General features: G+C 69.0%; 24 protein-coding genes. 6 read left to right on the top strand and 18 right to left on the bottom strand.

The genetic code is table 11. From position 1 onward, the window contains the following. Nucleotides 1-16 precede the first annotated feature (16 nt). The 14 genes from QTI33_RS24405 to QTI33_RS24340 form a co-directional block, all read right to left on the bottom strand. Complete coding sequence (locus tag QTI33_RS24405; protein WP_286508942.1) at nucleotides 17-796, bottom strand: SDR family oxidoreductase; 780 nt, start codon at nucleotides 794-796, stop codon at nucleotides 17-19. Nucleotides 797-866: 70 nt separating this feature from the next. Then, nucleotides 867-1631 (bottom strand): SDR family oxidoreductase, encoded by a 765-nt coding sequence (locus QTI33_RS24400; RefSeq protein WP_286508941.1) that lies wholly within the window; start codon nucleotides 1629-1631, stop codon nucleotides 867-869. 5 nt (nucleotides 1632-1636) lie between these two features. Continuing rightward, on the bottom strand, nucleotides 1637-2620 hold the full coding sequence (locus QTI33_RS24395; protein WP_444814883.1) for an NAD(P)H-quinone oxidoreductase: 984 nt from the start codon (nucleotides 2618-2620) through the stop codon (nucleotides 1637-1639). After that, nucleotides 2617-3666 carry a LacI family DNA-binding transcriptional regulator gene (locus tag QTI33_RS24390; protein ID WP_286508940.1) on the bottom strand — a complete coding sequence of 350 codons (1050 nt, stop codon included), beginning with the start codon at nucleotides 3664-3666 and terminating at the stop codon, nucleotides 2617-2619. The genes QTI33_RS24395 and QTI33_RS24390 overlap by 4 nt, the downstream gene beginning before the upstream one ends. Before the next feature lie 16 nt (nucleotides 3667-3682). Beyond that, nucleotides 3683-5278 (bottom strand): GMC family oxidoreductase, encoded by a 1596-nt coding sequence (locus tag QTI33_RS24385; RefSeq protein ID WP_286508939.1) that lies wholly within the window; start codon nucleotides 5276-5278, stop codon nucleotides 3683-3685. A 52-nt stretch (nucleotides 5279-5330) separates the two neighbouring features. Further along, nucleotides 5331-6110, bottom strand: coding sequence for a shikimate dehydrogenase family protein (locus tag QTI33_RS24380; RefSeq protein ID WP_353506354.1), 780 nt, complete (start codon nucleotides 6108-6110; stop codon nucleotides 5331-5333). A gap of 52 nt (nucleotides 6111-6162) precedes the next feature. Beyond that, nucleotides 6163-6867 (bottom strand): ABC transporter ATP-binding protein, encoded by a 705-nt coding sequence (locus QTI33_RS24375; RefSeq protein WP_286508937.1) that lies wholly within the window; start codon nucleotides 6865-6867, stop codon nucleotides 6163-6165. Continuing rightward, complete coding sequence (locus QTI33_RS24370; RefSeq protein ID WP_286508936.1) at nucleotides 6851-8641, bottom strand: branched-chain amino acid ABC transporter ATP-binding protein/permease; 1791 nt, start codon at nucleotides 8639-8641, stop codon at nucleotides 6851-6853. The genes QTI33_RS24375 and QTI33_RS24370 overlap by 17 nt, the downstream gene beginning before the upstream one ends. A gap of 25 nt (nucleotides 8642-8666) precedes the next feature. After that, entirely contained in the window at nucleotides 8667-9539 is an 873-nt protein-coding gene (locus QTI33_RS24365) for a branched-chain amino acid ABC transporter permease (protein WP_286508935.1), read from the bottom strand. 48 nt (nucleotides 9540-9587) lie between these two features. Next, nucleotides 9588-10796, bottom strand: a complete 1209-nt coding sequence (locus tag QTI33_RS24360; RefSeq protein ID WP_286508934.1) for an ABC transporter substrate-binding protein — start codon at nucleotides 10794-10796, stop codon at nucleotides 9588-9590. A gap of 189 nt (nucleotides 10797-10985) precedes the next feature. Then, nucleotides 10986-13496 carry a TIR domain-containing protein gene (locus QTI33_RS24355; protein ID WP_286508933.1) on the bottom strand — a complete coding sequence of 837 codons (2511 nt, stop codon included), beginning with the start codon at nucleotides 13494-13496 and terminating at the stop codon, nucleotides 10986-10988. Nucleotides 13497-13522: 26 nt separating this feature from the next. Next, on the bottom strand, nucleotides 13523-14545 hold the full coding sequence (locus QTI33_RS24350; RefSeq protein ID WP_286508932.1) for a class I fructose-bisphosphate aldolase: 1023 nt from the start codon (nucleotides 14543-14545) through the stop codon (nucleotides 13523-13525). A 126-nt stretch (nucleotides 14546-14671) separates the two neighbouring features. Continuing rightward, nucleotides 14672-15448, bottom strand: coding sequence for an alpha/beta hydrolase family protein (locus QTI33_RS24345; protein ID WP_286508968.1), 777 nt, complete (start codon nucleotides 15446-15448; stop codon nucleotides 14672-14674). Further along, nucleotides 15432-16586, bottom strand: a complete 1155-nt coding sequence (locus tag QTI33_RS24340; RefSeq protein WP_286508931.1) for a DUF3182 family protein — start codon at nucleotides 16584-16586, stop codon at nucleotides 15432-15434. Before QTI33_RS24340 ends, QTI33_RS24345 begins: the two co-directional genes overlap by 17 nt. A 240-nt stretch (nucleotides 16587-16826) precedes the next feature. Between QTI33_RS24340 and QTI33_RS24335 the strand changes: the two genes are divergently transcribed. Then, nucleotides 16827-17069 carry a hypothetical protein gene (locus QTI33_RS24335; protein WP_286508930.1) on the top strand — a complete coding sequence of 81 codons (243 nt, stop codon included), beginning with the start codon at nucleotides 16827-16829 and terminating at the stop codon, nucleotides 17067-17069. Nucleotides 17070-17087: 18 nt separating this feature from the next. Here the strand turns inward: QTI33_RS24335 and QTI33_RS24330 are convergent, their stop codons facing one another. Next, nucleotides 17088-18245: a DSD1 family PLP-dependent enzyme gene (locus tag QTI33_RS24330; protein ID WP_286508929.1), complete on the bottom strand. Its 1158-nt coding sequence runs from the start codon at nucleotides 18243-18245 to the stop codon at nucleotides 17088-17090. A 242-nt stretch (nucleotides 18246-18487) separates the two neighbouring features. Then, a complete protein-coding gene (locus QTI33_RS24325; RefSeq protein ID WP_286508928.1) occupies nucleotides 18488-19129 on the bottom strand; it encodes a peroxiredoxin in 642 nt (213 codons plus the stop codon). 221 nt (nucleotides 19130-19350) lie between these two features. On the opposite strand from QTI33_RS24325, the gene QTI33_RS24320 reads away from it, so the two are divergent. Genes QTI33_RS24320 through QTI33_RS24305 form a run of 4 tightly spaced genes read left to right on the top strand, consistent with a single transcriptional unit; the run spans nucleotide 19351 to nucleotide 22966 of the window. Further along, nucleotides 19351-20409, top strand: a complete 1059-nt coding sequence (locus QTI33_RS24320; RefSeq protein ID WP_286508927.1) for an ABC transporter substrate-binding protein — start codon at nucleotides 19351-19353, stop codon at nucleotides 20407-20409. 10 nt (nucleotides 20410-20419) lie between these two features. Next, nucleotides 20420-21235: an ABC transporter ATP-binding protein gene (locus QTI33_RS24315; RefSeq protein ID WP_286508926.1), complete on the top strand. Its 816-nt coding sequence runs from the start codon at nucleotides 20420-20422 to the stop codon at nucleotides 21233-21235. Further along, the gene (locus tag QTI33_RS24310; RefSeq protein ID WP_286508925.1) at nucleotides 21232-22071 is read left to right on the top strand and encodes an ABC transporter permease; all 840 of its coding nucleotides are present in this window, start codon (nucleotides 21232-21234) and stop codon (nucleotides 22069-22071) included. Before QTI33_RS24315 ends, QTI33_RS24310 begins: the two co-directional genes overlap by 4 nt. Then, entirely contained in the window at nucleotides 22064-22966 is a 903-nt protein-coding gene (locus tag QTI33_RS24305; protein WP_286508924.1) for a substrate-binding periplasmic protein, read from the top strand. Before QTI33_RS24310 ends, QTI33_RS24305 begins: the two co-directional genes overlap by 8 nt. 14 nt (nucleotides 22967-22980) lie before the next feature. On the opposite strand, the gene QTI33_RS24300 is transcribed toward QTI33_RS24305, so the two are convergent. Next, nucleotides 22981-23310 carry a 4Fe-4S dicluster domain-containing protein gene (locus tag QTI33_RS24300; RefSeq protein WP_286508923.1) on the bottom strand — a complete coding sequence of 110 codons (330 nt, stop codon included), beginning with the start codon at nucleotides 23308-23310 and terminating at the stop codon, nucleotides 22981-22983. Then, nucleotides 23307-24920, bottom strand: coding sequence for an FAD-dependent oxidoreductase (locus tag QTI33_RS24295; RefSeq protein ID WP_286508922.1), 1614 nt, complete (start codon nucleotides 24918-24920; stop codon nucleotides 23307-23309). The genes QTI33_RS24300 and QTI33_RS24295 overlap by 4 nt, the downstream gene beginning before the upstream one ends. A 192-nt stretch (nucleotides 24921-25112) precedes the next feature. Here QTI33_RS24295 and QTI33_RS24290 point away from each other — a divergent pair, with 192 nt between their 5' ends. Next, nucleotides 25113-25937 (top strand): MetQ/NlpA family ABC transporter substrate-binding protein, encoded by an 825-nt coding sequence (locus QTI33_RS24290; protein WP_286508921.1) that lies wholly within the window; start codon nucleotides 25113-25115, stop codon nucleotides 25935-25937. Nucleotides 25938-25952 lie beyond the last annotated feature (15 nt).

Below are 25952 nucleotides of genomic sequence, written 5' to 3'. Positions count from 1 at the left end.
TCCGGGGTGAAACGGTTCAGCTCAGCGATTCGAGATTTCCGCCAACGCTCAGGCGCTCGCCGCTCACGTAGCGCCCGGCCGGGCCGGCGAGGTAGAGCGCGGCCTGCGCGATGTCGTCCGCCTGCACCATCACGCGCATCGACACGCGCGAGACGGCGCGCTGGCGCTGCTCGTCGAGGCTGATGCCGTTGGCCTGCGCCTTGGCGGCGAGCACGCGGTCCTGGCGATCGCCGGCGACCACGCCGGGCAGGATCGCGTTGACACGGATCTGGTCCGGGCCGAGCTCCATCGCGAGCGTCTCGGTGAGCCCGACGATGCCGAACTTGCTGGCCGAGTACGGCGTGCGCAGCGGGAAGCCGAGTTTTCCCGCCGCCGACGACAGGTTGATGATCGCGCCGCCGCCAGCCGCGCGCAGCAGCGGCACGGCGCGGCGCGTGACGAGGAAGGCGCCGGTCAGGTTGATGGCGATCGCGCGCTCCCAGTCCTGCGGCTCGATCGTCTCGATGCCGCCGGTGGGCCCTGCGATGCCGGCGTTGTTGACGAGGATGTCGAGCGCGCCACCGAAGCGCTCGGCCAGCCCGGTGAACATCGTGTCGACTTCATCGCGCCGCGACACGTCGCAGTGCAGCACGCCCCAGTCCGGGTGCGCCTGCCGCGTGCGTTCGAGCGCCGCGGCATCGACATCGCAGACGACGACGCGGGCGCCCGCGGCATCGAAGGCGCTGGCGATCGCCAACCCGATGCCGGCGGCGCCGGCGGTGACGAGGGCGCGTCGATCGGCCAGCGTGGCGGTCATGGGGCAGCTCCTTCCTGGGTCTGGTGCTTGGCGAGTTCGGGACGGTCGAATGCCATGGGGCCTCCCTGGTTCAGGTCATCAGCCAGCCGCCCGCGACGTCGACCACCTGGCCGGTCACGAACGCAGCGTCCGGGGACGTGAGGTAGCAGCACAGGTCGGCGACCTCGGACGGCTCGCCCAGGCGGCGCAGCGGCGTCACGTCGACCACCGCGTTGTTCGCCGCGTCGGACACCGTGCGCACCAGCGGCGTGGCGATGCGGCCCGGCGCCATTGCGTTGACCGTGATCCCGTGCGGCCCGAGCTCGCCGGCGAGGTGGCGGGTGAAGCCGATCAGCGCCGCCTTCGTCGCGCTGTAGTGGCAGGCCACGATGTCGCCGAGGTAGGCCTTGCCGGCCACCGACGACATGGAGACGATGCGTCCGTAGCGCCGGGCGATCATGCCGCCGGTCAGCAGGCGCGAGAAGTTGAACGCGCCGGTGAGGTTCACGCCGACGACGCGTTGCCACTCGGCCGGGTCCATGCGGTGGATCGGCGCGGGCTTTCCGTCGTGCTTGGGCGAGATGCCCGCGTTGTTGATCAGGATGTCGACAGGGCCGAGCGCCGATTCGATCTCGCGCTGGGCCTGCTCGCAGTTCGTGTAGTCGGCCACGTCGGCCGCCGCAAAATGCACGCGGTGGCCCTTTGCGCGCCATTCGGCGGCCAGCCGTTCGCCGGCGTCGCCGTTGAAATCGACGATGCCGACCGATGCGCCTTCGGCCACATAGCGTTCGACGATGGCCGCGCCGATGCCGCCACTCCCACCCGTCACGAGGACGACCCGATCAGCGTGCCGCATTCGATCTACTCCTTGACCGTCAGCATGATCTTGCCGATGTGCTTGCTGCTTTCCATCAGCAGGTGCGCCTCGGTCGCGCGTGCGAGCGGGAACACCGCGTGGATGACCGGCAGGCAGCGGCCCTGTGCGAGCACCGGCCACACCTGCGCGCGCAGCCGCTCCACGATCGCCGCCTTCTGTTCGGCGGTGCGCGCACGCAGCGTCGAGCCGGTGAGCGTCAGCCGCCTCAGCATCACCGGGGTCGCGTCGAACTCGAACTTGCTGCCTTCGAGGAAGGCCAGCTGCAGCAGGCAGCCCTCGAGCGCCAGGCTCGCGATGTTGCGCACGATGTAGGGCGCGCCGACCATGTCGACGATCACGTCGACACCGCGGCCGTCGGTCTCCTGTGCGACGACCGCGGCGAAATCCTCTTCGCGGTAGTTGATCGCGCGGCGCGCACCCGCTGCCACGCAGGCGGCCGCCTTCTCGGCATTGCCAACGGTCGCGTAGACCGTGGCGCCGAACTCGCGTGCGAGCTGGATCGCCGTGAGGCCGATGCCGCTCGACCCGCCATGCACCAGCACCGATTGCCCCGACGCCAGGCGCGCGCGGTCGAACAGGTTAGCCCAGACCGTCAGGTAGGTCTCGGGCAGGGCGGCGGCCTGCAGCAGGCTCAAGCCCTCGGGCACCGGCAGGCAATGCCGCGCATCGGTCAGGCAGAACTCCGCATAGCCGCCGCCCGGGGTCAGCGCGCAGACAGGGTCGCCCACCCGCCAGCTGTCGACGCCGCTGCCCACCGCGGCGATCACGCCGGCCACCTCGAGCCCGAGATGCGGCGAGGCGCCCTTCGGCGGCGGGTAGTTGCCGGAGCGCTGCAGCACGTCGGGCCGATTGACGCCGGCCACGTGCACCTCGATCAGCACCTCGCCGGGGCCGGGGGCCGGACGCTCGTCGTCGACCAATTGCATCACGTCGGCATTGCCGCCGGCTCCATGCGCTATGCGTTTCATTTGCGTCGCTCCTGTTGGGTTTCTGAATCGGTCCGCCCGACGCGCCGCAGGCTCTCGCGCTGAACCAGGGTGGTCTGCAATGCCGCGGGTTCGCCGGTGGAACGCCCCTCGATCAGATCGACGATGCGTCGCGCCGACAGGCGTCCGATCTCCGAGGTGGGCACGTGCACGGTGGTCAGCCTCGGCTCCACCAGGCTGGCCAGCTCGATGTCGTCGGAGCCGGTGATCGAAAGATCGTCGGGGACGCGGATGCCTCGATCGCGGCATTCGCCGATCGCGCCGACCGCCTGGATGTCAGTGCCGCAGATCAACGCGGTCGGCCGGTCGTCGGTTCGACACAGTTGGGCAACGGCGTCGCGCCCCCCTTCGAAGGTAAAGGGCCCCTCGACGATCCAGTCGTTGCGCAACGGGAGCCCGTGCGCACTCAGCGCAGCGCGCGTGCCCTGGATGCGAGCGCGCACGCGCTCGTTGCTCGCCGCGATGCCGGGGCACAGCGCGATCCGGGTGTGGCCTTGCTCGACAACGAGGCTGGCCATGCGCTGCGCCGCGTCGAGATACGAGAAACCCACGCACTGCCCGGCCCGGGCGTCGTCGACGGCCCAGCTCAGCACGTACGGCAGCTGGTACTGCCGCTGCAGGTCGTAGACCGCATCCGCGTGATCGGTGCCGACCAGCACGATGCCGTCGACTCCGCGCTCGACGATCCGGCGAAGCAGGTCGGCCTCCCGCTCGGGCTCGTAGTCATGGCTGGCGACGATCAGGTGGTAGCCCAGGGCCCACAGCGTCTGCTGCAAGGCCTGGATCGAGACGGCGAAGATCGGATTGTCGAGGGTCGGGTAGATCGCGGCGATGGTCTTCGTGCGCCGCGACGCGAGCGCCTGGGCCGCGCCGTTGCGCACATAGCCCAGTTGAGCGACCGCGCGCTGCACACGCTCGAGCGTGTCGGACCGGACCTCATCAGGCATCGACAGCGAGCGCGAGGCGCTGCCCAGGGAGACGCCCGCCAGACGGGCGACGTCTTCGAGCGTGGCGCGTTTCTTGGTCATCGTGTGGCCTTGCGGTTCATCGCGGCCGGTCCGCGAGGATCAGATCGGCGCCCTTCTCGGCCACCATCATCACCGCCGCCTGGATGTTGCCCGAGACCATCTTCGGAATCACGGACGCATCGACGACGCGCAGGCCGTGCAGGCCGTTGACGCGCAGCCGTGCATCGACCACCGCACCGGCATCGCTGCCCATGCGGCAGGTACCGACCGGATGGTAGATGGTCTGGCCGTTGCGGCGCGCGAAGTCCAGCCACGCGGCATCGTCCTGCGCGGCGTCGCCGGGGCTCATCTCGTGCGCGACATAGGGGCGCATCGCGGGGCGGCCGACGATGCGGCGCGCGATCTTCATCGCTTCCACCATGCAATCCTGGTCGACCGGGCTGGCCAGGAAGTTCGGCCGGATCGCCGGCGCGGCCTGCGGGTCGGGCGATCTCGCGTGGACGCTGCCGACCGATTCGGGCCGCAGCTGCGTCACGCCGATGGTCATTCCCGGCGCCCGATCCAGGATGCGCTCGGCGGCGTTGGCATAGCTTGCGTGCATGAAGAAATACTGCGCGTCGGGCCGATCCATCTCGGCCCGGGTCTTCACGAAGCCATGGACCAGGCCGGTCCCCAGGGTGAGGATCCCGCGATGCTGCGTGTAGTAGCGCGCCACCTGCTGCATCAGCCGCCAGCCGCGCGACATCTCGTTCAGCGTGACGGCGTCGCGCACGCGCCAGTTCATGCGGGTCGCGTAGTGGTCGACGTAGTTTTCGCCGACGCCCGGCGCGTCGAGGCGCATGGGAATGCCGAGCGGGCCCAGCACGTCGGCACGGCCGATGCCGGACAGCTCCAGCAACTGCGGCGACTGGAAAGCGCCGGCGCACAAGACCACCTCGAGCCTGGCCTGCGCCGAGAGCGTTTCGTGGCCTCGACGGTAGACCACGCCGACGCACCTGCCGCCGTCGAAGCTCAACCGTTGCACCTGCGCGTCGGTCACCACGACGAGGTTGGGACGCCGCCGCGCCGGCGCGAGGTAGGCATCGTAGGCACTCCAGCGCCGACCCTCGCGCTGGTTGACCTGGTAGTAGCCGAAGCCCTCTTGCTCGGGTCCGTTGTAGTCGTCGTTCAGCCGCTGCCCATCCTCGGCTGCCGCGTCGAGAAAGCCTTGCGCGATCGGAAAGCGTTCGCGCACTTGTTCGAGGCTCAGCGGACCGTCCCTGCCCCGGGCCGCGCCGCCGCCGCCGTAGCCTTCGAGCTTGCGGAAGTACGGCTCGACCTCACGATGGCCCCAACCTGCAGCGCCCGCGCCTTCCCACGCGTCGTAGTCCGCGGGCTGGCCGCGCACGTAGATCATGCCGTTGATCAGGGTCGAGCCGCCCAGCCCCTTGCCGCGCGGGACCGAGATGATGCGGTCGTGCGTGTTGGGCTCCGGCTCGGTCTTGAACAGCCAGTTGTAGCGCGGGTTGGTCAGCAGCTTGCTGAAGCCGGCCGGGATCGAGATCCAGCGGCTGTCGGGCTCGCCGCCGGCTTCGAGCAACAGCACGCGCTGCCGTCCGTCCTGGGTCAGGCGATGGGCGAGGATGCAGCCAGCGGCACCGCCGCCGACGATCACGTAGTCGAAGGGTTCCACTCAGGGCTCCGGTTCAGTCGGGGGCGCGGGGATGGACCTTGGCCGGGGTCGCTCATCGCTCGGCGCCGGGAGGATGCCCGAGCCCGAGCATGAAGGCCGCCATGTGCGGAATCTGGCTGGCGAGCATCGGCGCGCCCTCGTGAATGCGACAGCCCCGCGCGCGCGCCTCGATCAGCAGCGCCGTTTCCGCCGGGTCCATGATGATCTCGGCCACGGTCTGGCGCGGCGTCAGCTGCGACACGTCGAGCGGCAGCGGGTCGCCGGCGCGCAAGCCGAGCGACGTGGCGTTGACCACCAGATCGTGGCCCGACGGATCGGCGCTGCCCACGGCGATCTCGAGCGTGGCGTGCCCGGCACGCAGGCGTTCGACCAGGTCCCTGGCCTTGTCGACACTGCGGTTGGCCACCGTCAGCCGGCGCACACCGCTCTGCGCCAGCGCGAAGGCGATCGCACAGGCGGCGCCGCCAGCGCCCGCGAGGTAGACGGAAGTGCCGGCCACTTCGATGCCCGCACCGCGCAGACCGTCGACGAAGGCGATCCCGTCGAGCATGCCGCCGCGCAAGCGGCCATCGGGCAGCCGATGCACGACATTGACCGCACCGATGAGACGCGCCTCGTCGCTGAGCTGATCGCAAAAGCGCAGCGCCTCGGTCTTGTGCGGCACGGTCACGACGCAACCGTCGAAGTTGCCGACGTGGCGCAACGCGTTCATCACCGTCGCGAGTCGATCGGGGCCGACGTGCATCGGCACCATCACCGCGTCGATGCCTTGGGCGCGCAACAGTGCGTTGATGCGCTGCGGTGTCTTCACGTGGTGGATCGGATCGGCCACGATCGCGAGAAGGCGTGTGCGGCCGGTGATTTCGAGGCTGGGGGGCGTCATCTCAATGGCCGAGGTAAGCCTTGCGGACGTGCGGGTTGACGAGCAGTTCCTTGCCCGTCCCGGACAAGGCGACCGCGCCATTCTCGAACACGTAGCCGCGGTCGGCGAGCTGCAGCGTATGGAACACGTTCTGCTCGACGAGCAGCACCGTCGTGCCGCGCTCGGCGACCTTGCGGACGATCTCGAACATCTGCTCCACCAGCAGCGGCGACAGGCCCAGCGACGGCTCGTCGAAGATCAGCAGGCGCGGCCCGGCCATCATGCCGCGCGCGATCGCGACCATCTGCTGCTCGCCGCCCGACAGCGAGACCGCCAGCTGCTTCAGTCGCTCCTTGACCTTCGGGAACAGCGCCAGCACTTCTTCGAGGCGCTGCGCATGCACGTCGCGTGCCGTCTTCTTGAACGAACCCATGCGCAGATTCTCTTCGACCGTCAGGAAGGGGAAGAGCTGGCGGCCCTCGGGGATCATCGTGATGCCGAGCTCGACGATCTCGTGCGGCTGCCGGCTGTTGATCGCCACGCCGTCGAGTTCGATGCTGCCGCCGGTCGCGCGCACGATGCCGCACAAGGCGCGCAGCGTCGTCGTCTTGCCCGCGCCGTTGGCGCCGACGATGGTGACGATCTCGCCGCGCTGCACATCGAACGAGATGCCGCGCAGGACTTCGCTCTTGCCGTAGCCGGCGTGCAGATCACGAACCTGCAGCATGGGTGTAGCCCTTTCCAAGGTAGGCCTGGATGACCTCGACATCGTTCGCGACTTCTGCCGGCAGGCCTTCCTTGAGGACCTTGCCGAGGTGGATGACGACGATGCGGTCGGAGAGCGCCATCGTGGCCTGCATCAGGTGTTCGATCATCAGCACCGACACGCCCGAATCACGAATGCGCCGGATCATCACGATCGCGCGCGCCACGTCGGCCGGGTTCAACCCGGCGAGGACTTCGTCGAGCAGCAGCACGCGCGGCGAGGTGGCCAGCGCGCGCGCGATCTCGAGCCGCTTCATCCCGCCCACCGTCAGGCTGCGGGCTTCGGTATCGAGCAGGGGCGTCAACTCGGTGAGCTCGGCCACCGAGCGCGCCAGCGCCTCGGCCTCGTCGCGGCTCTTGGTGCGCATGAAGGCCCCGAGCAACAGGTTCTCGAGCACCGTGAGGCCGGCGAACGGCTGGACGATCTGGAAGGTGCGCCCGACCCCGGCGCGCGCGAAGCCCTCCGGGTTGCGCGGCGCGGTCCAGTGGCCGGCAGCGTCGCGGATCGTGATCGCGCCGGCATCCGGGCGCAGGAAGCCGGAGAGCTGGTTGAAGACCGTCGTCTTGCCTGCGCCGTTCGGCCCGATCACGCCGAGGATCTCGCCCTCGTGCAAGGTCAGCGAGACCTTGTCGGTCGCCTTCAGGCCGCCGAAGCGCTTCTCGATGTTGTCGGCCTTCAGGATCGACTCGCCCTTGGTCGCGCTGGCACGGGAGGCGGCCGGCGCTGGCGCCCCACCGACGCGGCGGGGCCGCGAAAGATCGGGCAGCTTGTCGATCCAGCGCGAGACGCGTTCACCGAGTTGGCCGACCAGCCCGCGCGGGAAGAACAGCACCACCGCGACCAGCACCACGCCATAGACGAAGCCGTGGGTGCCATTGCCGAACGCGCTCAGCCAGCCGCGCGCCAGCTCCGCGATCGGCAGCACGACGACCGTGCCGAGCACCGGCCCGGCGACGGTGCCGAGCCCGCCGATCAGCGCGAACATCGCGATCTGGATCGAGAGCTCCAGCGAGAAGGCGGAGGACGGTTCGATGAAGGTGAGGTACATGCCGTGGAAGCTGCCGACCAGGCTCGTCAGGCAGGCCGAGATCACGGCCGCGGCGATCTTGACCTTCACCGGGTTGATGCCGATCGCGCGCGCTGCATCCTCGCGTTCGCGCACCGCGATCAGGTAGTAGCCGAAGCGCGAATGGCGGATCGCGCGGCAGATCCAGAGCACCACGATCAGGAAGGCGAACGCGACCAGCAGGTAGGCCCACTTCTCGCGGAAGATCATCCACTTCAGGCCGATCTGCAGCGGCACGTTGAGGCCGCCCGCCCCGTGGGTCCACGACTCTTCGTGATTCACCAGCAGCCGCGCGACCTCGAGGAACGCGATCGAGGCCAGCGAGAAGAACGGCCCGCGCAGACGCAGCGTGGGATAGGCGATCACGAGCGCGGCGAGCGCCGACACCGCGACGCCCGCGAACATGCCGACCCACGGCGAGATGCCGAACTGCAGCACCAGCAGCCCGGCCGCGTAGCTGCCGATGCCGTAGTACACGGCGTGCCCGAGCGACAGCTGCCCCGCGAAGCCGCCGACGATGTTCCAGGCCGACGCCAGCGCTGCGAAGACGCAGACCTGGATCGCGAGGTGGATGACGAACGGCGACTGCGTCGCGATCGGCAACAGCAGCAGTGCCGCGAGGGCGATGTACGCGACATAGGCGCGTGGCTGAAGTGGATGGGGGATCATGCTGCGTGATTCGTTGGAAGCCGCGTCATTCGGAGCCGCGGCCCAGGCCGAACAGGCCGGTCGGTCGCACGATCAGGATGACCAGGAAGATCACGAAGTACACGACCTCCTTCAGGTCGGGCCCGACGTAGAAGCCGGCGAGGCTGTCGATCAGCCCGATGAACATCGAGCCGATCACCGCACCCGGCAGACTGCCCATGCCGCCGAGCACCACGATCACGAACGCGGTCAGCACGAAGTACGTGCCAACCGTGGGGAACACCGGGTACTGCAGCGAAAGCAGGCACGACGCGATGCCGACCAGCCCGGCGCCGATGCCGAATGCGAGCACGTAGGTCTTGTTGACATCCACGCCCATCAGCGCCGCCGCGGTGCGGTTCTGCGCCAGCGCGCGGAAGGCACGGCCGGTGTAGGTGCGCGTCAGATAGAGGTGCATCGCGAAGGCCACCGCGATCGCCACCACGAAGGTGATGACCTGGCCGCTGACGAAGGTCAGCGAGCCGATGCTCAGGTTCTGGTTGCCGAATCCGAATTCGACCTTGCGGATGTCGGCACCGAACATGAGCAGCGCCAGGTTGAGCAGTGCGGTCGAGACGCCGACCGTCGCGAACACCTGGATGTGGGCGTCCGCCGAGAGCAGTGGCTGGATCACGTAGCGCTGCATCGCGGCGCCCGCCGCGAACAGGCAGACCACGACGATCGGGACCGCCAGGTAAGGATGCAGGCCGAGGCGGCTGGCGCACAGCCAGGCCACGTACATGCCCACCATCAGGAACTCGCCGTGCGCGAAGTTGACCACGCGCACGACCCCGAAGATCAGCGTCAGACCGATGCTGATGATCGCGAACGCGCCCCCGAGCAGCAGGCCGTTCGCCACCAGCTGAAGCAGCAATGACATGGGATTTTCCGCGCGCGGGCGGCACCCGCGCTCCGATGGCGTGGAAGGTCAGTTCGAAGCGATGGGCTTGGCGTTGGCCACCGCTTCGGGGAACACGGTCGCCAGCTTGCCCTGCTGCCACTGCATCAGGTTCAGCGTGGCCGCCGTGTTCTGACCGATCTCGTTGAACTGGACACCCCAACCCGCTGCGGTGCTGCCGGCCGGTACGCGGTAGGCGAGCGCCGCCTCGCGGATCTTGTCCTTGTCGCTCGACTTGGCCCGCGCCAGCACCTCGAGCATCGCCTTGGCCCCCACGTAGTTGGCGAGGCTGTGGCCCGAGCGGGGTGCCGAGGAATACTTCTTCTGGTAGGCCGCGACGAATTCGCCGAGGCCGGGGGCGCCGGCCGCGTTCATCGTGATCTGCGGAAAGTCGACGTCGTACACGCCTTCCATCGGCGCACCCACTGCCTGGGCCGTGTCGGTCAGCGAGTGGCCGCCGCCACCGCCGATCACCGCCTTCGGCTTGTAGCCTGCCGCGGTCGCCTGGCGGAAGAACAGCACCACGTCGTTCTGGTAGCCGGTGTGCAGCACCACGTCGGCGCCCGCGCCCTTCAGGCGCAGGATCACCGACGACAGGTCCACGGTCTTGGCGGAATAGGCCTGGACCTCGACGACGTTGAAACCGAGCTTCGCGGCGCCTTCCTTTTGCGCGGCGGCGACCAGGGCGCCGTACGGCCCGTCCTCATGGAGGATCGCGAGCTTGAGGGTCTTCGGATCGACCTTCATCGTCGGACCGACCACCTTCACCAATGCCTCGAGGGTGCGATCGCCGATGTTCTTGGCGGTCGGGTTGACGCGGAACAGGTACTTGAAGCCGCGCCCGGTGATCGTGTCGGCGGTGGCGCCGAGTTCGAAGTACGGCACGCCCGCCAGCTCGGTCACCTGCGTGGCCGCTTGCGAGATGCCCGAGGCGTAGCTGCCGAAGACGGCCGCGACGTTCTCGACCGAAGTCAGGCGGCGCGCTTCGCCGACGGCCTGGCTCGCGTCCACCGCATCGGCCTTGACGAGGGTGATCTGCCGACCGTTGATGCCGCCGGCGGCATTGCGTTCGTCGACCGCCAGCTGCACCCCGCGGAAGCTCTCGTCGCCGAGCAGCGCAAGCCCACCGCTGAACGGGAACAGCGCTCCCAGCTTGAGTTCCTGGGCGTGGGCGGGGGCACCCGCCAGCGCGCAACCGATTCCGATGGCGGCCGCGACGCGGCGCAAAGCATTGAACATGGACGTCTCCTGTGGATTGCCGTGCTGATGAAGCGCTTCAGGCGATCGGCTTGTTTCGCTGGATCTAGCGGCCTGAGCGGGTCACATTCTTTACTTGAAGCGCTTCAAATCAAATGCGGGTTGTCCCGTGTAAGGGTTTGCGTTGGCATGGATGACGATCGCGGACGCGCGAGCGAAAGTGTCCGAGCGTTACCGGGGGTCCGCGGTCTGCATGGCGACCGTCCAGTCGCCGAAGTGCAGTTGGGCAAGTTCTGCGGGTGGCGGCACTTGCCTGGGGGGAACCAGGGGCACGGGATCGATGCCCTTGATTCCCTTCAGTTTCAGCGCGGTGCGCCACTCGTGGTCCACATGAGGGGACTGCTGCGCATAGCCGGACCAGAACAGATAGAACACGTCGCGGCGCGAGATCTCGCTGTCGATCCTCTTCGCCCAGTCGTCGCCCGACCTGAGCGCGACCACATCGAGGAAGATGTCCAGCTCCGGGACGATCTTCTGCATGCCCTGCACCCGCCCGAGGACCTGATGCCGGTCCTCGCTCGCATACGAGGCGAAGGCGGTCTTCGCGCGGTGTTCACGCAACCCGGGATGGCAGACCGACAGGCTCGGCGCTCCCACCATGACCTCGAAATGGAGCCGGGCGATGCGCATCCGCTCGATCTTGATGTCCGCCCAGGCCGTACACGCCCCCGGCGCCGCCTCGTCCGGAATCGCAACCATGAACGAGCAGTTGCTGATCTCGCCCAGCCACAGCATGTGGGCGGCCTCGCGGTACCGCAAGCTTGGGACGACCAGATCGACCTCGAGAATTGCCCCCGACTCGACCGAGGCCGGACCGACGGATTTGCTGTAGAGCCGTGCGCCGCCCAACGGACCCCGTGCCCGGCGCAGGACCTTGTCGCGAAGAGCATCCGCGTGAGCCCAAACGTCCAGCAGCAGGTTCGTCCCGGGCGCCCCGGACCGTGCGGTCGTCACGGTGAAGCAGGTGGCATGCGTGACGGCGCCGGAGATCGCCTGCCGACGGCCGCGTATCGGTCCAGGCTTGCCGAAATCGGAGAGGGAACCGTCGGCGGGTCTGATCGAATAGGCCCCGGACGATTCGCCATGCCTCAGCGAAAGTGGCCGTGGCGCCCGTTCTTCGAGAATCTCCGAGAGCCCGGCTGCGACGGCGGCGTCGCCGAACCTGGGATCGTTCCTGGCCTCGCCGATCGCCGCGGAGTCGCCAACGCTGCGCAGCTTGCGCATGACCAGGTCGCGCGTTGGCGGGCGATCGATCAGCAGGCCGAGCAACAGCCGGGTTGCCGCGCCCCTGTCCGTGGCTGCCATCGATTCGATGGCATCGATGGCCGGGCGCCAGACCGCTTCATGAATGTCCGCCGACAACGAGGCGAGAATGTCCCAGACGTCGTCGAACGCGTGTGCAATGTCTGCCAACGCGATCGCGGCCGCGGCTCGCAGCTGCCAGTTCGCGTCGATCGCCGCGCCCCGGACCACCTCGTGAGCTTGCGCTTCGTGGACTTTGCAGAGCATGCGCATCGCGAACGCCCGCTGCTCCATGTCGCCTGTCGAACACATCGCGAGCAAGCGACCGGGAAGGTCCGGATCGTCGGCTTCGATGAGCAAGTCCACGACCGATGAGCCGAACTGCGATGCCTCCAGCGCGCGATGCAGGGGCTGGCGGGCCGCCTCGAGCTGGGCGCTCAGCGCCTCGGCCGCTGCGCCTCGTGTGCCCTGCGCGTCATCCCGGAGCGCCTCGATCAGCGGCTCGATCGCCAGCTCGCCGCCCAGGCGTCCCAGAAGATCGGCTTCCGAGCGCCGGATCCGCTCGTCGCTGCGAAAGGCCCGAAGCAGGGCCATGTAACCTTCATGACCCATCGAGGCCAGGGCGCGCCGAGGTTCGTCCTTGTCGCGCGCACCTGCGATGGATCGGGCGATGATGTCCGCGGCGCGTGCATCGCGCGTCGTGATCAGCGCCTGAAGCATTTCGCTGTCCGGCGCGACCGTTCCGTCCCATGAGGCGTGCAGGGCCTGGAGAGCGAGCCCCCGGTCTTTTTCGAGGAGGATGCTGGCAAGACCGACCTGCACCGGGGCGCAGGCCTTCGGCAGCGCCTCCAGCAAGGCCTGGACGGCTGTTGCAGATGGGTCTTTCTTTGCCGCACCGACTGCGAGAGTCGCCACGAATCGTGAATCGCAAAGGAACAGCCTCGCCCATCCCGCGGCATCCTCCCGACCCACAGGGCGTTCGAGCAACAGCCGAAGGCAGAGTTCGTCATCGCGGTCCAGCGCCACGGCTGCTTGCCGTTGCACCGCGCCTTGGCGTTCCAGCACTGCCAGCGCAGCCTGCATCTCGCTGCCCACGCTCGCGAGCGACTCGGCCTCCCAAGCCTCGCGAAGCGCCGCCACATGGGCCAGGTTTCCATGGCGAGCGAGAAGCCGGGCGGCGTGCCGCCTGACCTCGCCGGTTCGTTGCCGCAGCAGCGCCTCGAGCGTCTCGACATCGCCAGCCTCGGCGCTCGCCTCGGCAAACTGATTGACGACCCATACCTTCGGTTCGGCAGCTTCTATCGCTGCATGAATGGAGTCGTGGACGGCGATGCCTGCGTCAGCCAGCAGACGGGCGATGATCCGTCCCAGGGTCGGCTCCGGCTGTTGCAGCGCGAGCTGCAACAGCCTGAACGCGTCCGAGGGCCGGATGTTGACCATCGCCGGATGGCAGCGATTTGGAGACCCTAGGCCGATTTCTCCATCGCCGCGTCGTACTCGCCGCGGCTGGCGAGGGCGTTCAATCGAGCTCGCTGGCGCAACGCTTCTTGCGCCGCTTGAACCTGGGCGGGCTGCCCCCGCCATGCCTGCAGCACGGGATCCTGAAGCGCTCGCCCATAGGAAAAGCTCAGCCGCCAGGGTTGCGGGCCCAGGCGGTTGATCGCATCGAGGTTGACCGTCGCTTCGACGGCCGACTGCCCCCCGGACAGAAAGACGATGCCCGGCACTGCCGCGGGCACCGTCCGCCGCAGCACGCGCAGGGTCTCATGGGCCACCTCCTCCGGCCCCGCTGGCCGCACATGCGCCTTGCCCGGCACCACCATGCTGGGTTTGAGCAGCATGTGCTCGAGCGCCACGCGGTGGCGATGCAAGGCCCGGAATACCGCGAGCAGCACCTCCTGCGTGACCGCTGCACAGCGCGCCTGGCCATGGTCGCCGTCGATCAGCACCTCCGGCTCGACGATCGGCACCACGCCCTGGGCCTGGCAGATCGCCGCGTAGCGCGCGAGCGACTCCGCATTGGCCTCGATCGCCGCCCGGCCGGGCAGGCTGTCGGAGACGTTGTAGACGGCGCGCCACTTCGCGAAGCGCGCCCCCAGCTTCGCATGAGCCTCGAGGCGTTCGGCGAGTCCGTCGAGACCGTGGGTGATCTCGTCGCCGGGCGCAAGCGCCAGCGGGCCCTTGCCGGTATCGACCTTGATGCCCGGCACGATGCCCTGCCGCGCGGCCAGTGCCGGCAATGGCTCGCCGTCCTCGGCGCACTGGCCCAGCGTCTCCTCGTACAGGATGACTCCGCTCACGAAGTCGCCGAGCCCGGGTGTGGCCAAGAGCAGGCTGCGGTAGGCACGGCGGTTATCGGGCGTGGAATCCACACCGATCGCCGCGAAGCGCTTGGCGATGGTCGGGCCGCTCTCGTCAGCGGCAAGGATGCCCTTCCCCTGGCGAACGAGGGCCTCGACCGTGGCCTGAAGTTGATGGGACTGCGTCATGGTGGCTCCTTGGCTGGAACCCCGAAGTCTCCCGCTTTGAGCCATGGTGGCGCAAGCCCCGGGGCGTTCACGCCGCGTCCGGCCCTGGGTCACGCGCCCATGCCCGATCGGCAGCGCCTGAAACCTTCATGCCGGGCTGCTCGGCGCCGGCCTCAGCAACCCGCTGGCCGCCCGCGCACCGAGCGTCATTTCCGTCATCCACGAAACCAGCAGCATGCCGTAGGCCTGGCGGCTTCGCTCGTCCGACAGCGCATGGTCGGCCCCTGCGATGCAGCGATAGGTCACCGATTTGACGTGCTTGAAAGCGCCGAGATAGCTCTCGATCACCGGATGCGGCACCGTCTTGTCGTGCTCGGACTCGACGATCAGCGCATCGCCGCGGAACCGGGCGCACGCGGCCAACGCGCGGTTGTCGGGCGCCGCCACCATCGACTTTCTGTATTCGGCCAGCTCGCTGCGGCTCAGCTTGCCCTTGGGAACCTCCCATTGAGCGTCCGGGTAGAGGGCGGGCACGCGAAGCGCCAGCCAGCGCACCGGGCGCAGGGTGGTGGCAATGGCAGCCAGGTACCCGCCGTAGCTGCTGCCGACGATCGCGATCGACGCAGGGTCCACCGTCGGATGATGGACGAGCACATCGTAGGCCGCGAGCACGTCGCGCAGGTTGTCTTCGCGACTGACCGATTGCCGCTGCTCGGCGTGGCGGGCGTGGCCGCGCAAGTCGAAGGTGAGGCACACACAGCCGAGCGCCGCGATCTCATAGGCGCGCGCCTTGTACTGCTCCTGGCTGCCGTCCCAGCCATGCACGAGCAACACGCCGGGCACGGAATTGGAGGCCGCGACGAGCGTTCCGTCGATATGCTGCCCGTCGACGGCGATCTCGACCTGTTTATGCCGCGTCGGCATGGGCATCGACAAAACTGTACTTGGTCAGGCGGCCCACCTCCGGGTCGTCGCCGCTGTAATTGACACAGGCCCCCGGCGGAAGCTCGGTCTCGCCGAACACCTCGAAGCAGGATGCCCGCACCAGCGAACGCTCCGGCTGGGCCTTGAGGACTTCCAGCGCCGCGACCTCGGCACCGGTCGCGCCGCCCACGCGCCAGGATTGCTCCAGCACGCCCGAATACCAGAGGCCCGAGCGATCCTGACCCTGCGCCACGTCATAGTTGATGCGGGATGCCATGAAACCGGGGAAGCTCTCGCGCACGGCGGCATGAAACACCGCGGCCTGGTCGATCGCCAGGCGCAGCGACGGCTCGAGCGGCAGCTGGGTGAGCGCGTCGAAAGTCCCACGCACGGCCGTCAGGTCGGAGCCTCCGTAAACCCACTCGCCGCGATGGTTCTGCGTGGTTCGCTGCAGGCCGTAGTAGCTCATGGTCAAGGGACCGACCCGGACCTGGCCAATGCTCAGCGTGCGGGGCTCTCGGAGATTGCGTTCGAGCACCACGCCCTCGCTCGCGATCTCGGGAACCTGGGCCAGCGTGTCGTCGAGAGCGCCGGCATCCTGCACCACCGTCTGTCCGTTCCCGCCGGTGGCTCGCACGGGCTTGATCCGCACCTCGCCGCCTCGCAACAGGGCGCGACCCGCGCGGCGCGCGTCGGCCTCGCTGAAAGCCGTCGTGCCCGGCAGGACGCAGCTGGCGACGCGCGGGGCGAAGGACTCGACCCAGTCGTGCGGCCCCTGGGCCTGCGCATCGAGCAAGGGGTGGCTGATGGCCTTGGTGGCGACATAGCGCAGCGGCACCGCCCCGCCGAAGAAATCCTGCTCGCTGCGAATGCCGATGGCCTGCGCCCGGTGGCTCTCGACGGTATCGCTCGGTATGAAGTACAGCGGCCCGCCGGGCGGTGGTCGGTGACTGACCGGACCGAAGTACTGCATGCCCTGCAAGGCGGCGATGCGCTCGGCCAGGGCGCGGCGCGTGATGCGCTCGTGCGCGGCGCAATAGTGCGCCGGATCGACGACCCACTCCATGACGTACCCGGCCTGGCCCGGGCCCGGCGCCCCGATCGTCGTGAAAGATGCCGCATGCTGGAGGCTTTTCATCTGGCTACCTTCCGGGGGCGAGGGGTTGGGTGGCATGGCGAGGACGCCAAGGTGCGCGCGAAGCAGATGCGATCCTGTCGGAAAAGAGCGCGTGACCTTGACCGACAAGCAACCGACTCGCCATCGATGCCCGCTCGCGTATTCCGTCTCGCCTATCTCTTCCGGGGTCTTCTCACATTTTGCGACACACGTACACTGCGTTACATGAAATGAGAACCTAATTCGTACATGGAGGTGCGTATGGACGTGCTTAGCGACGATGCTGCCCAACTCAGGGCGACGGCGATGAGGGCGGATGCCTTGGCAAGACGGGCGAAGAAGGCCGCCGACGAAGCCTTGAGGGTGTTCCTGAAATACGACGATGTCGCGTCCCCGGACCAGACCATCGAAACCGCCAAAGCCAGTGCCCGGGCGGCACAGGAGGCGTGGCGGAACTACGTGCGGCACGTGGCGCTGCACGGCGGGCATCTTCACAACTGCTAGCCGATCGGGGTCCGGAGGCTAGCGGCTCATGCCGCGCGCGGCCACGTGCCACACGCACTCGACCCGGTCTGCGCGATAGCCGACCAGGTGATCGTGCAGATTCAAGGTGGGGTCGCAATGGCCGGGCACCAGCCGCAACAGGCTGCCCAGTGCGGGGCGAGGGGCGCCCGCTTCGACCCGCTGGACGATGCCGTGCTCGTCGTTGGCGGCTGCGTAGCGCAGCGATGGCTCTCCCCACACCGATGGCAGTCCGGAGTCGACGGCCAGCGACTTCAAGCCTGCGTCGACGACGACCTGGCCATCGCGCCTGTCGCTCATCACAGCGGCCGCGACGAACAGGCTGTGCTCGAACTGCAGCTGGCCGTGCTCGTTGCGGCCGTAGTCGCCGTCCATGAAGACGTACGAACCCGGCTGAACCTCGGTGTAGACCCCCTCCGCCAGGTCGAACTCGACGCTGCCGCTGCCGGCGCCGGTGACCGTGGGGCACGGCACGCCCCGGCCCGCCAGGGCATCCACGAACGCGGTCGTTCGCACGCTGGCCCGGGCCACTGCGAGCCGCCGCTCGCTGCGGCTGCGCAGGTGCTGGAGGCCGCCGTGGTAGGCCTGCAGGCCGGCAAAGGCGAGCTGCGCGTGCTTCGAGATGGCCTCCAGCAGCCGCAAGGCCGCAGCGGCGTCGTTCACGCCGCAGCGGTCCTGGCCGATGTTGACCTCGATGAAAACGCCAAGCCGACTGCCCTCTTCGGCCGCCGCGTGCGCCAGGATCTCGACCTGCGAGAGGTCGTCGACACAGACGCTGAACCGGCCGTGCCGCGCCATCGATGCGAGGCGCCGCGCCTTGACGGGCCCCACCACTTCGTTGCTGATGTGGATGTCCGTGATGCCCGCCTGGAGAAAAGGCAGCGCCTCGCTCGTCTTCTGGCAGCAGATGCCGCGGGCGCCCCGCGCGATCTGCGCCTGGGCAATGGCCGGGCACTTGTGCGCCTTGGCATGCGGCCGCAGTGCCACGCCGGCGGCATCGGCGGCACCCTGCATCCGCGCCAGGTTGCGATCGAAGGCATCCAGGTCGAGCAACAGCGCGGGCGTGTCCACCGCGTCCAGCGGGTCGCCCGGTCGGGCAGGAAGCGGCCAGCAGAAGTCGGCGAGGTCGGAGGAATGGGCGGGGAAAGCGGGCGTCATGCGTGGAGTATGTCCTCGGCTCTGCGTCCAGCGGCGCGACGGGCGGTTGCAGTTTGGCGCGCGCGTGGGCGTGGCATGCCCAACGACAAACGCCCCCGAAGGGGCGTTCGAAGGCTGCCATCGGCGGGCAGTCTAGGGAGCAGTTGCCGTGCGAGACCGAGTGTCGGCGATTTCGCGCCTCCTGTGTAGAGGAATTCACGGCCCGTCGCCCGCAGCCGGCTGGCCGGCCGGGTCGTCGAGGCTCACCTGTTCGGCTGGGGCGTGATCCGCAGGTACGGCCGGACCGCCTTGAATCCCTTGGGGAAGCGTTCGGCGATCTCGGCCGGGTCCTGCACGCTCGGGATGATGACCACGTCGTCCCCGTCCTGCCAGTTCGCCGGCGTGGCCACCTTGTGGCTGTCGGTGAGCTGCAGCGAATCGATCACGCGCAGGATCTCGTCGAAGTTGCGGCCCGTGCTGGCCGGATAGGTGATCGTGGTCCGGATGACTTTCTTCGGATCGATGATGAAGACGCTTCGCACCGTGGCCGTGGTGGAGGCGTTCGGGTGAATCAGGTCATACAGGTCGGCGACCTTGCGGTCGGCGTCGGCCAGGATCGGGAAGTTCACCGTGGTGTTCTGGGTCTCGTCGATGTCGCCGATCCATTGCCTGTGCTTGTCCACAGGATCGACGCTGATCGCGATGGGCTTGACGCCCCGCTTGGCGAACTCGCCCGACAAGGCCGCCGTCTTGCCCAGCTCGGTGGTGCACACGGGCGTGAAATCGGCCGGATGGGAGAACAGCACCACCCATGCGTCGCCCGCCCATCGGTGGAAGTCGATCGGGCCGTCGCTGGAGTCCTGGGTGAAGTCGGGGGCGGTGTCGCCGAGACGAAGGGTGGCCATCTGGAGGGTGGAGTGAGTGGAGGAAGGCACGCATTGTTCGGCCGCGCGCCGTACAGGCCAACGAACATCTTGTTCTTTCGGTATGGCGATTTCGCATATCCATGCGACGCCATGCCCGGGCGCATATGCATGCACGATTTTCTTCGTTGGTCCGGCCGAAGGCGCTTCCTACGATGCCTGCTTCCCAACCCTTCGAACGCTCCGCGCCAGAGCGAGCCGCCATGACGATCGACACCCTTCCCGTGCACCCTGCCCCTGCCCGCCCGTCGCGGCGCCGGGCGCTCCAGACCTTCGCGTCGCTCGCGGCCGTGGGCAGCCTGGCGCTCGCCGGCTGCTCGCGCGGCGACGACAAGGGCGCCGCGGCCGGCGGCCCGGCCGTGGTGAAGAAGAGCGGCGACAAGGTCGGCTTCAAGTATCCCAACAACCCGTCGTTCGACCTGATCTACCTGGCCGACGAACTGGGCTACTTCGAGGGCACGAACACGCGCCCCGACTATGTGGGCAAGATCGCCGCGCCGCAGATCATCCCGCTGGTCGGAACCGGCGAGATCGACTTCGGCAGCCGCATGGTGCCGCTGGTCATCTCCGCCATCGCCTCGGGCGCCGACCTCAAGGTGGTGGCCGCCGGCGGCAAGACGCTGCAGGAAGCGCCGCACATGAAATACTTCGTGCGCAAGGACTCGGGCATCCGCGCGCCGAAGGACCTCGAGGGCAAGACCATCGGCTTCAACAGCTTCGGCGCCTGCGCCGAGTTCGTGACCAAGAAGTACCTGCGCCAGCACGGCGTGGACGTGAACAAGATCAACTTCGTCGTCATTCCCGACGAGCAGGCCGAGCAGACCCTGGTGACCGGCAACACCGACCTGGCGATCATCCACGCGCCCTACTCCGGCCGCGCCGACAACGCCGAGCAGCTGGTGCGGCTGTGGAGCGACTTCGACCTCGACGGCGGCCTGGGCGGCATGGCGCCGTACAGCGCCCACGGCGAGTTCATCCGCCAGCACCCCGAAGCCGTGCGCGACGTCGTGACCGCGCTCGCCAAGGCCGGCAACTGGGTGAATGCGAACACCGAGGAAGCGCGCAAGCTGATCGGCAAGCGCATCAACATGGACCTCAAGAACGTGGACCGCTACGCCTACGTGGACGACCTGGTGGTGACCGAGCCGCCGATCCAGTACTACGTCGACATCCTGCAGTCCGAAGGCAAGCTCGCCGCCGGCAAGGTCGCGGTGAAGGACGTCTACACGAACGAATTCAACCCGTTCGCGAAGAAGACCTGAGCGCGCACCGATGGCCATCAAGATCTCTGCCCGCGACCTGCGGATGGACTACGCGGCTCGCGGTGCGAGCGAGCGGGTGCGCGTGCTCGAGGACTTCGACCTCGAGGTCCGCGACGGCGAATTCCTGTCGGTGCTCGGCCCCTCGGGCTGCGGCAAGTCGACCTTCCTGGGCATCCTGGCCGGGCTGACCGAGCGCACCGGCGGGCGCATCGCGATCGACGGCCAGCCGCTCGCCGGCGTCAACCGCAACCAGGGCGTGGTGTTCCAGGGCTACGCGCTGTTTCCGTGGCTGAGCGTGCTCGACAACATCGCCGTCGGGCTCGACATCCGCGGCGTCGGCAAGACCGCGCGCCGCCGCGCCGCGCAGGAATACCTCGAGCTGGTGGGCCTGCACGGCTTCGGCGAGCGCTATCCGCACGAGATCTCGGGCGGCATGAAGCAGCGCGTGGCCATCGCGCGCTCGCTGGCCTACGAACCCGACGTGCTGCTGATGGACGAGCCCTTCGCCGCCCTCGACGCGCAGACGCGCGAGGTCCTGCAGGGGGAGCTGCTGCGCATCTGGGAGCAGCACCGCAAGACCATCGTCTTCATCACCCACAGCCTGGAGGAAGCCGTGTACCTCTCGGACCGGGTGGCGGTGATGACCCAGCGGCCCGGCCGGATCAAGGACATCATCGACATCCCGCTCGCCCGCCCGCGTTCCGCCGAGCTGCGGCATTCGCCCGACTTCGCGGCACTGCGGCAGCGCGCCTGGGAGGTCCTGAAGGACGAAGTGCAGCTGGGCGTGCCGCCGGCGCCGCGTCCGCCGCAGGCGGTGGCCCGATGAGCGCCGTGCTCGACGCGCCGCCGGCACCGCGCCCGGCTTCGGCGCTGCGCCGCTTCGCCCGCCAGTTGCGCAGCGCCGGTCGCCTGGCCGAGCGCGGCCTCGGCATCGTGCTGTTCCTTGCGCTCTGGGAAGCCCTGCCGCGCCTGGGCATCGTGAGCGAGGCCTACCTGAGCCCGCCGTCCGCGGTGCTCTCGAGCATCGTGCAGCTGCTGGACAACGGCCAGCTCTGGAAGCACGTGGCCGCCAGCCTGCAGCGCTCGCTGTGGGGCCTGGTGCTGGCGAGCAGCGCCGGCGTGGTGCTGGGGCTGCTGGTCGGCGGCTTCCGGCGGCTGGCGGCGATCGTCGACCCGCTGCTCCAGCTGTTCCGCCAGACCTCGGCCTTCGCGCTGTTCCCGGTGTTCATCCTGTTCCTGGGCATCGGCGAACTGTCGAAGGTGGCGATCATCTTCTGGGCCTCGTTCTGGCCGGTGCTGCTGAGCACCGTGAGCGGCGTGAAGCAGGTCGACCGGCTGCTCGTGAATTCGGCGCTGTCGATGGGCGCGTCGCGCCGCTTCGTGTTCTTCAAGGTGGTACTGCCGGCCTCGCTGCCATCGATCCTCACCGGCGTGCGGCTCGCGGGCGCCTACAGCATCACCGCGCTGGTGGCGGCCGAGATGATCGGTGCGCACTCGGGGCTGGGCTTCCTCACGCTGAATTCCCAGGAGACCTTCCAGATCCCGACCATGTACGCAGGCATCCTGCTGCTGGCGGTGCTGGGGCTGGTGCTCAACTACCTGCTCGCATCGCTGGAGCGCCGGCTGCTGCGCTGGCGCCGGGGCCTGAGTCTCGATGAGTGAATCCACGGCCTTGTCGCCCCCCTCGCCTCGCACGCCTTCGCGCAAGCGCCGCTTCCTGCTGGAGGGCGCGTCGCTGGCCGCGGCCGTGGCGGTGGCCGGGCTCGGCGCCTCCTGGGCCTCCGGCGGCCGGCTGGACGCGCTGCCCAAGGGGCCGGTGCTCGCCAAGGCCATCGAGCGCGGCACGCTCCGGGTTGGCGTGCGCCGCTATCCCCGGCCCGCGCCGGCCGACGCGCCCACGCCGCCCGAACCCGATGCTTTCGATGCGTCGCTGGCACGCGACCTGGCCCGCTCCCTGGGCGTGGGGCTCGAGCTGGTGGGCCTCGATGCAGCCGACCAGGGCGCCGCCCTGCGCGCAGGCCGGGTCGACCTGCTGGTCGCCGGCGTGCCGGCCCAGGGGGCGACCCAAGGCATCGATGCCGCGCCCGGCAGCTACGACACCGGCAGCGGCCTGGTGGTGGCGCTGCGCAAGGGCCGCGTGCAGGACGCGCCGGCGCTGCGCGGCGCACGGGTCTGCGTGGGCGAGGGATCGGGCTATGCCGGTGCCGTGGCGCTGCGCTACGGGGCCGAGCCGCGCAGCTATCCCTCTTCCGTGCATGCCGTGTCGGCCTTCATGGCGGGCGAATGCGCGGCGCTGGCCGAGGACGCCGAGGTGCTGGAGCGCCTGCTGAAGAACGACGAATGGCGCTTCTACAAGCCGTTCGCGAGCGGGCTGCGACCGCCTTCGGATGCCGCCATCCGCCTGCCCGAAGGCGACGCCGTCTCGCGCGACTACCTGGCCGCCGCGCTGCGCCGGTGGCGCGCGGACGGCACGCTGGCCCAGGCGCGCGGTGCGCGGGCGGGCAACCTGCAGTTCGAGATCACGCTGCTCAAGGATGGCTTCGTCTGCCACTCCTGAGTGGGTGCGAAGGATCAGTGCGCGCGCCGCAGCAGCTCGAAGCTGGCGTCGGCCGACGCGGTCGACCGGCGGCCCCGGCCCCATCCGATGGCGCTGCGGTAGCTGCCCATCAGGGCCGCGGCCGCGGCGTCGCGCTCCTCGGCGGTGGCGCTGCGGTCGGCGATGGGCGCGACATAGAGTGCGTCTTCCGGGCAGTACAGCTCGCACATGAAGCAGGTCTGGCAATCGTCCTGCCGCGCGATGCGCGGCGGTCCGCCCGGCACCGCCTCGAACACATTGGTCGGGCAGGCGTTCACGCAGATGTTGCAGGCGGTGCAGCGCTCGGCGCTGACGAGCTCGATCATGCGGCCTCCTGCACGGCCTGCGGCCGCACCCACACTTCGTCGAGCCCGCCGCTCAGCAGCCGATGCCGCTGGGCGGGGTCGAGCGCGCCATGCTCCCGGCGCCGGTGCATGCCGCGCGTCTCGGTGCGCTGCAAGGCGCTGCGGTACATCCAGCGCGAGGTGGCCAGCATGGCGGCGGCTTCGCGTGCGCGCACCGCCTCGGTGGCCGTGGCGGCGGGCGCGCTGGCGCGCAGGCGGGCCCACAGGGCATCGAGCCGGGCCAGCGAGTCGCGCAGCGCGTCGCCCTCGCGGAACCAGTTGCGCTCGTACGGAAAGACCTCGGCCTGCACCGCGCGGATCACCGCCTGGCTGTCGAACGGCGTGGCGCCGCGCGTCGCCAGCGCAACGCCGCCCGCGCGCAAGGCGCTGCGATCGGCCCGGGCCCGGGCATCGCGGCCGAAGGCCGCCGCACCCGCGCCGGCCCAGAAGCCGGAGGACAGCGCCCAGGCCGCGTTGTGGCTGCCGCCGCCCGTGAACCCACCGCAGATCAGTTCGCGCGTGGCCGCGTCGCCGGCCGCATAGAGGCCGGGCACGGAGGTCGCGCACGCATCGTCGACCAGGTGCAGCCCGCCCGTGCCGCGCACCGTGCCTTCGAGCCGCAGCGTCACCGGGAAATGCTGCGTGAACGGATCGATGCCTTGCCGGTCGAAGGAGACGAAGAAGTTGGGTTGGGCGCTGCGCATCCAGGCGCGGATCTGGGCGTCGGCGCGGTCGAGGCAGGCGAACACGGGTTGCGACTGCAAGGTCTGGGCGATCACGCCGCGTCCCTTCGACGAGCCCGCTCCCTCGATCGCCACGCCGTCCGCCGTGTAGAAGGTCGCCCAGTTGTAGAAGAGCGATTTCGTGACCGACGAGAACGCCGGCCCCAGCCCGTAGGCATTCGAGAATTCCATGCCCGACAGCGACGCGCCCACTTCGGCCGCCATCAACTGGCCGTCGCCGGTGAGCACGTTGCAGCCCAGCGCGCGGCTCAGGAAGGCGCAGCCCCCGGTGGCGATGACCACCGCGCCGGCGCGCACCACCCAGGTGTCGCCGCTCTGCCGGTTCACGCCGGTGGCACCGCAGACGGCGCCGTGTTCGTCCACCAGCAGCTCGAGCGCCGGGCTGTGGTCCAGGATGCGCGCGCCCGACGCCTTCACGCGCTTGCGCATCAGGCGCATGTATTCCGGGCCCTGCAGCGAGGTGCAGCGCAGCACGCCCTGGTCGTCGGCCGGAAAAGGGTAGCCCCAGTCCTTGAGCCGTTCGACGTTGTCCCAGGTCTGCGCCAGCACCCGGTCCATCCAGGCCTGCTCGGCCAGCTGGCCGCCCATGGCGAAGCGGCTGGCCTTGGCTTCTTCGCGCGCCGGACCCTCCGGCGACACATGCCAGAGCCCGGTGCCCGAAGGCGCCGTGGCGCCCGAGGTGCCGCAGAAGCCCTTGTCGGCCAGCAGCACGCGCGCCCCTTGCGCCGCCGCGCTCACCGCGGCCCACGCGCCGGCCGGCCCGCCGCCGATCACCAGCACGTCGGCCCGGTGCCGGGCGGCACCGTCCGCTCCCGACAGAAGCTGCCGCTCGAAATCTCTGGCACCCATGGTCGCTGGTCCTCGACTGCTAAAGGAAAAGGACCTTAGCGATCGACGCCTGGGCGGGCAAAGAAGAATTGCATCCAACGATATGCGTTCGTCGTGCGAGCAGGCGCCGCATAAGGTTGCATGTTTTCCTTCGTTCCGGGGCGGGCCCTCGGCAGGCACAGTCTTGCTTCTTTCACCAGACTGCGTACTTCCATGCTTCCTTTCTTCCGCCGCCGTACCGCCATCGCCGCCGCCCTGTCCGTCGCCACCGCCGCCCTCTTCAGCGCCGGCGGCGCGCTGCACGCGCAGGAGAAGAAGACGCTCAAGGTAGGCGTGTCCGTCGGCAGCGGCGAACAGATCTTCGAAGTGGTCAAGAAGGCCGCCGCCCGGGAAGGGCTGACGCTCGACGTCATCGTGTTCAACGACTACCAGCTGCCGAATGCCGCGCTGGCCGCGGGCGACCTGGACGCCAACGCCTTCCAGCACCAGCCCTTCCTGGACAACCAGAACAAGTCGCGCGGCTTCGACATCGTGCCCGTGGGCCTGACGATCACGGCGCCGCTGGGCTTCTACTCGCGCAAGATCAAGTCAGTTGCCGACCTGCCCGACGGCGCCTCGGTGGGCATCCAGAACGACCCCTCCAACGGCAACCGCGCACTGCTGCTGCTGCAAGAGGCCAAGCTCATCACGCTCAAGCCCGAGGCGGTCAAGAACAACACCGCGACGCCGCTCGACGTGGTCTCGAACCCGAAGAAGCTCAAGCTGGTTCCGCTCGACGCCGCCCAGCTGCCGCGTTCGCTGGACGACCTGGCGATCGCCTCGATCAACAACGACTACGCAGAGAAGGCCGGCCTCACGCTGGCCAAGGACGCCGTGATCAAGGAGTCGCCGAAGGGGCCCTACGCCAACATCATCGCGGTGCGCCGCGCGGACAAGGACAAGCCCTGGGCCCAGCAGCTGGTCAAGGCCTACCACTCGCCGGAAGTCAAAAGCTTCATCGAAACCAAGTTCAACGGCGCCCTGGTGCCGGCCTTCTGACACACAAAGGGCGAT

Source organism: Variovorax davisae (assembly GCF_030316845.1).
GTDB lineage: Bacteria > Pseudomonadota > Gammaproteobacteria > Burkholderiales > Burkholderiaceae_C > Variovorax > Variovorax davisae.
This window is presented reverse-complemented; position numbering and strand designations above follow the sequence as displayed.

Bases quoted from the DNA above. Each gene is read 5' to 3' on its own strand.
- QTI33_RS24360 (WP_286508934.1), bottom strand. From the start codon at position 10,796: ATGTTCAATGCTTTGCGCCGCGTCGCGGCCGCCATCGGAATCGGTTGC.
- QTI33_RS24405 (WP_286508942.1), bottom strand. From the start codon at position 796: ATGACCGCCACGCTGGCCGATCGACGCGCCCTCGTCACCGCCGGCGCC.
- QTI33_RS24340 (WP_286508931.1), bottom strand. From the start codon at position 16,586: ATGAAAAGCCTCCAGCATGCGGCATCTTTCACGACGATCGGGGCGCCG.
- QTI33_RS24375 (WP_286508937.1), bottom strand. From the start codon at position 6,867: ATGCTGCAGGTTCGTGATCTGCACGCCGGCTACGGCAAGAGCGAAGTC.
- QTI33_RS24310 (WP_286508925.1), top strand. From the start codon at position 21,232: ATGAGCGCCGTGCTCGACGCGCCGCCGGCACCGCGCCCGGCTTCGGCG.
- QTI33_RS24355 (WP_286508933.1), bottom strand. From the start codon at position 13,496: ATGGTCAACATCCGGCCCTCGGACGCGTTCAGGCTGTTGCAGCTCGCG.
- QTI33_RS24290 (WP_286508921.1), top strand. From the start codon at position 25,113: ATGCTTCCTTTCTTCCGCCGCCGTACCGCCATCGCCGCCGCCCTGTCC.
- QTI33_RS24315 (WP_286508926.1), top strand. From the start codon at position 20,420: ATGGCCATCAAGATCTCTGCCCGCGACCTGCGGATGGACTACGCGGCT.
- QTI33_RS24300 (WP_286508923.1), bottom strand. From the start codon at position 23,310: ATGATCGAGCTCGTCAGCGCCGAGCGCTGCACCGCCTGCAACATCTGC.
- QTI33_RS24395 (WP_444814883.1), bottom strand. From the start codon at position 2,620: ATGAAACGCATAGCGCATGGAGCCGGCGGCAATGCCGACGTGATGCAA.
- QTI33_RS24400 (WP_286508941.1), bottom strand. From the start codon at position 1,631: ATGCGGCACGCTGATCGGGTCGTCCTCGTGACGGGTGGGAGTGGCGGC.
- QTI33_RS24325 (WP_286508928.1), bottom strand. From the start codon at position 19,129: ATGGCCACCCTTCGTCTCGGCGACACCGCCCCCGACTTCACCCAGGAC.
- QTI33_RS24350 (WP_286508932.1), bottom strand. From the start codon at position 14,545: ATGACGCAGTCCCATCAACTTCAGGCCACGGTCGAGGCCCTCGTTCGC.
- QTI33_RS24330 (WP_286508929.1), bottom strand. From the start codon at position 18,245: ATGACGCCCGCTTTCCCCGCCCATTCCTCCGACCTCGCCGACTTCTGC.
- QTI33_RS24305 (WP_286508924.1), top strand. From the start codon at position 22,064: ATGAGTGAATCCACGGCCTTGTCGCCCCCCTCGCCTCGCACGCCTTCG.
- QTI33_RS24390 (WP_286508940.1), bottom strand. From the start codon at position 3,666: ATGACCAAGAAACGCGCCACGCTCGAAGACGTCGCCCGTCTGGCGGGC.
- QTI33_RS24365 (WP_286508935.1), bottom strand. From the start codon at position 9,539: ATGTCATTGCTGCTTCAGCTGGTGGCGAACGGCCTGCTGCTCGGGGGC.
- QTI33_RS24370 (WP_286508936.1), bottom strand. From the start codon at position 8,641: ATGATCCCCCATCCACTTCAGCCACGCGCCTATGTCGCGTACATCGCC.
- QTI33_RS24335 (WP_286508930.1), top strand. From the start codon at position 16,827: ATGGACGTGCTTAGCGACGATGCTGCCCAACTCAGGGCGACGGCGATG.
- QTI33_RS24345 (WP_286508968.1), bottom strand. From the start codon at position 15,448: ATGCCGACGCGGCATAAACAGGTCGAGATCGCCGTCGACGGGCAGCAT.
- QTI33_RS24320 (WP_286508927.1), top strand. From the start codon at position 19,351: ATGACGATCGACACCCTTCCCGTGCACCCTGCCCCTGCCCGCCCGTCG.
- QTI33_RS24295 (WP_286508922.1), bottom strand. From the start codon at position 24,920: ATGGGTGCCAGAGATTTCGAGCGGCAGCTTCTGTCGGGAGCGGACGGT.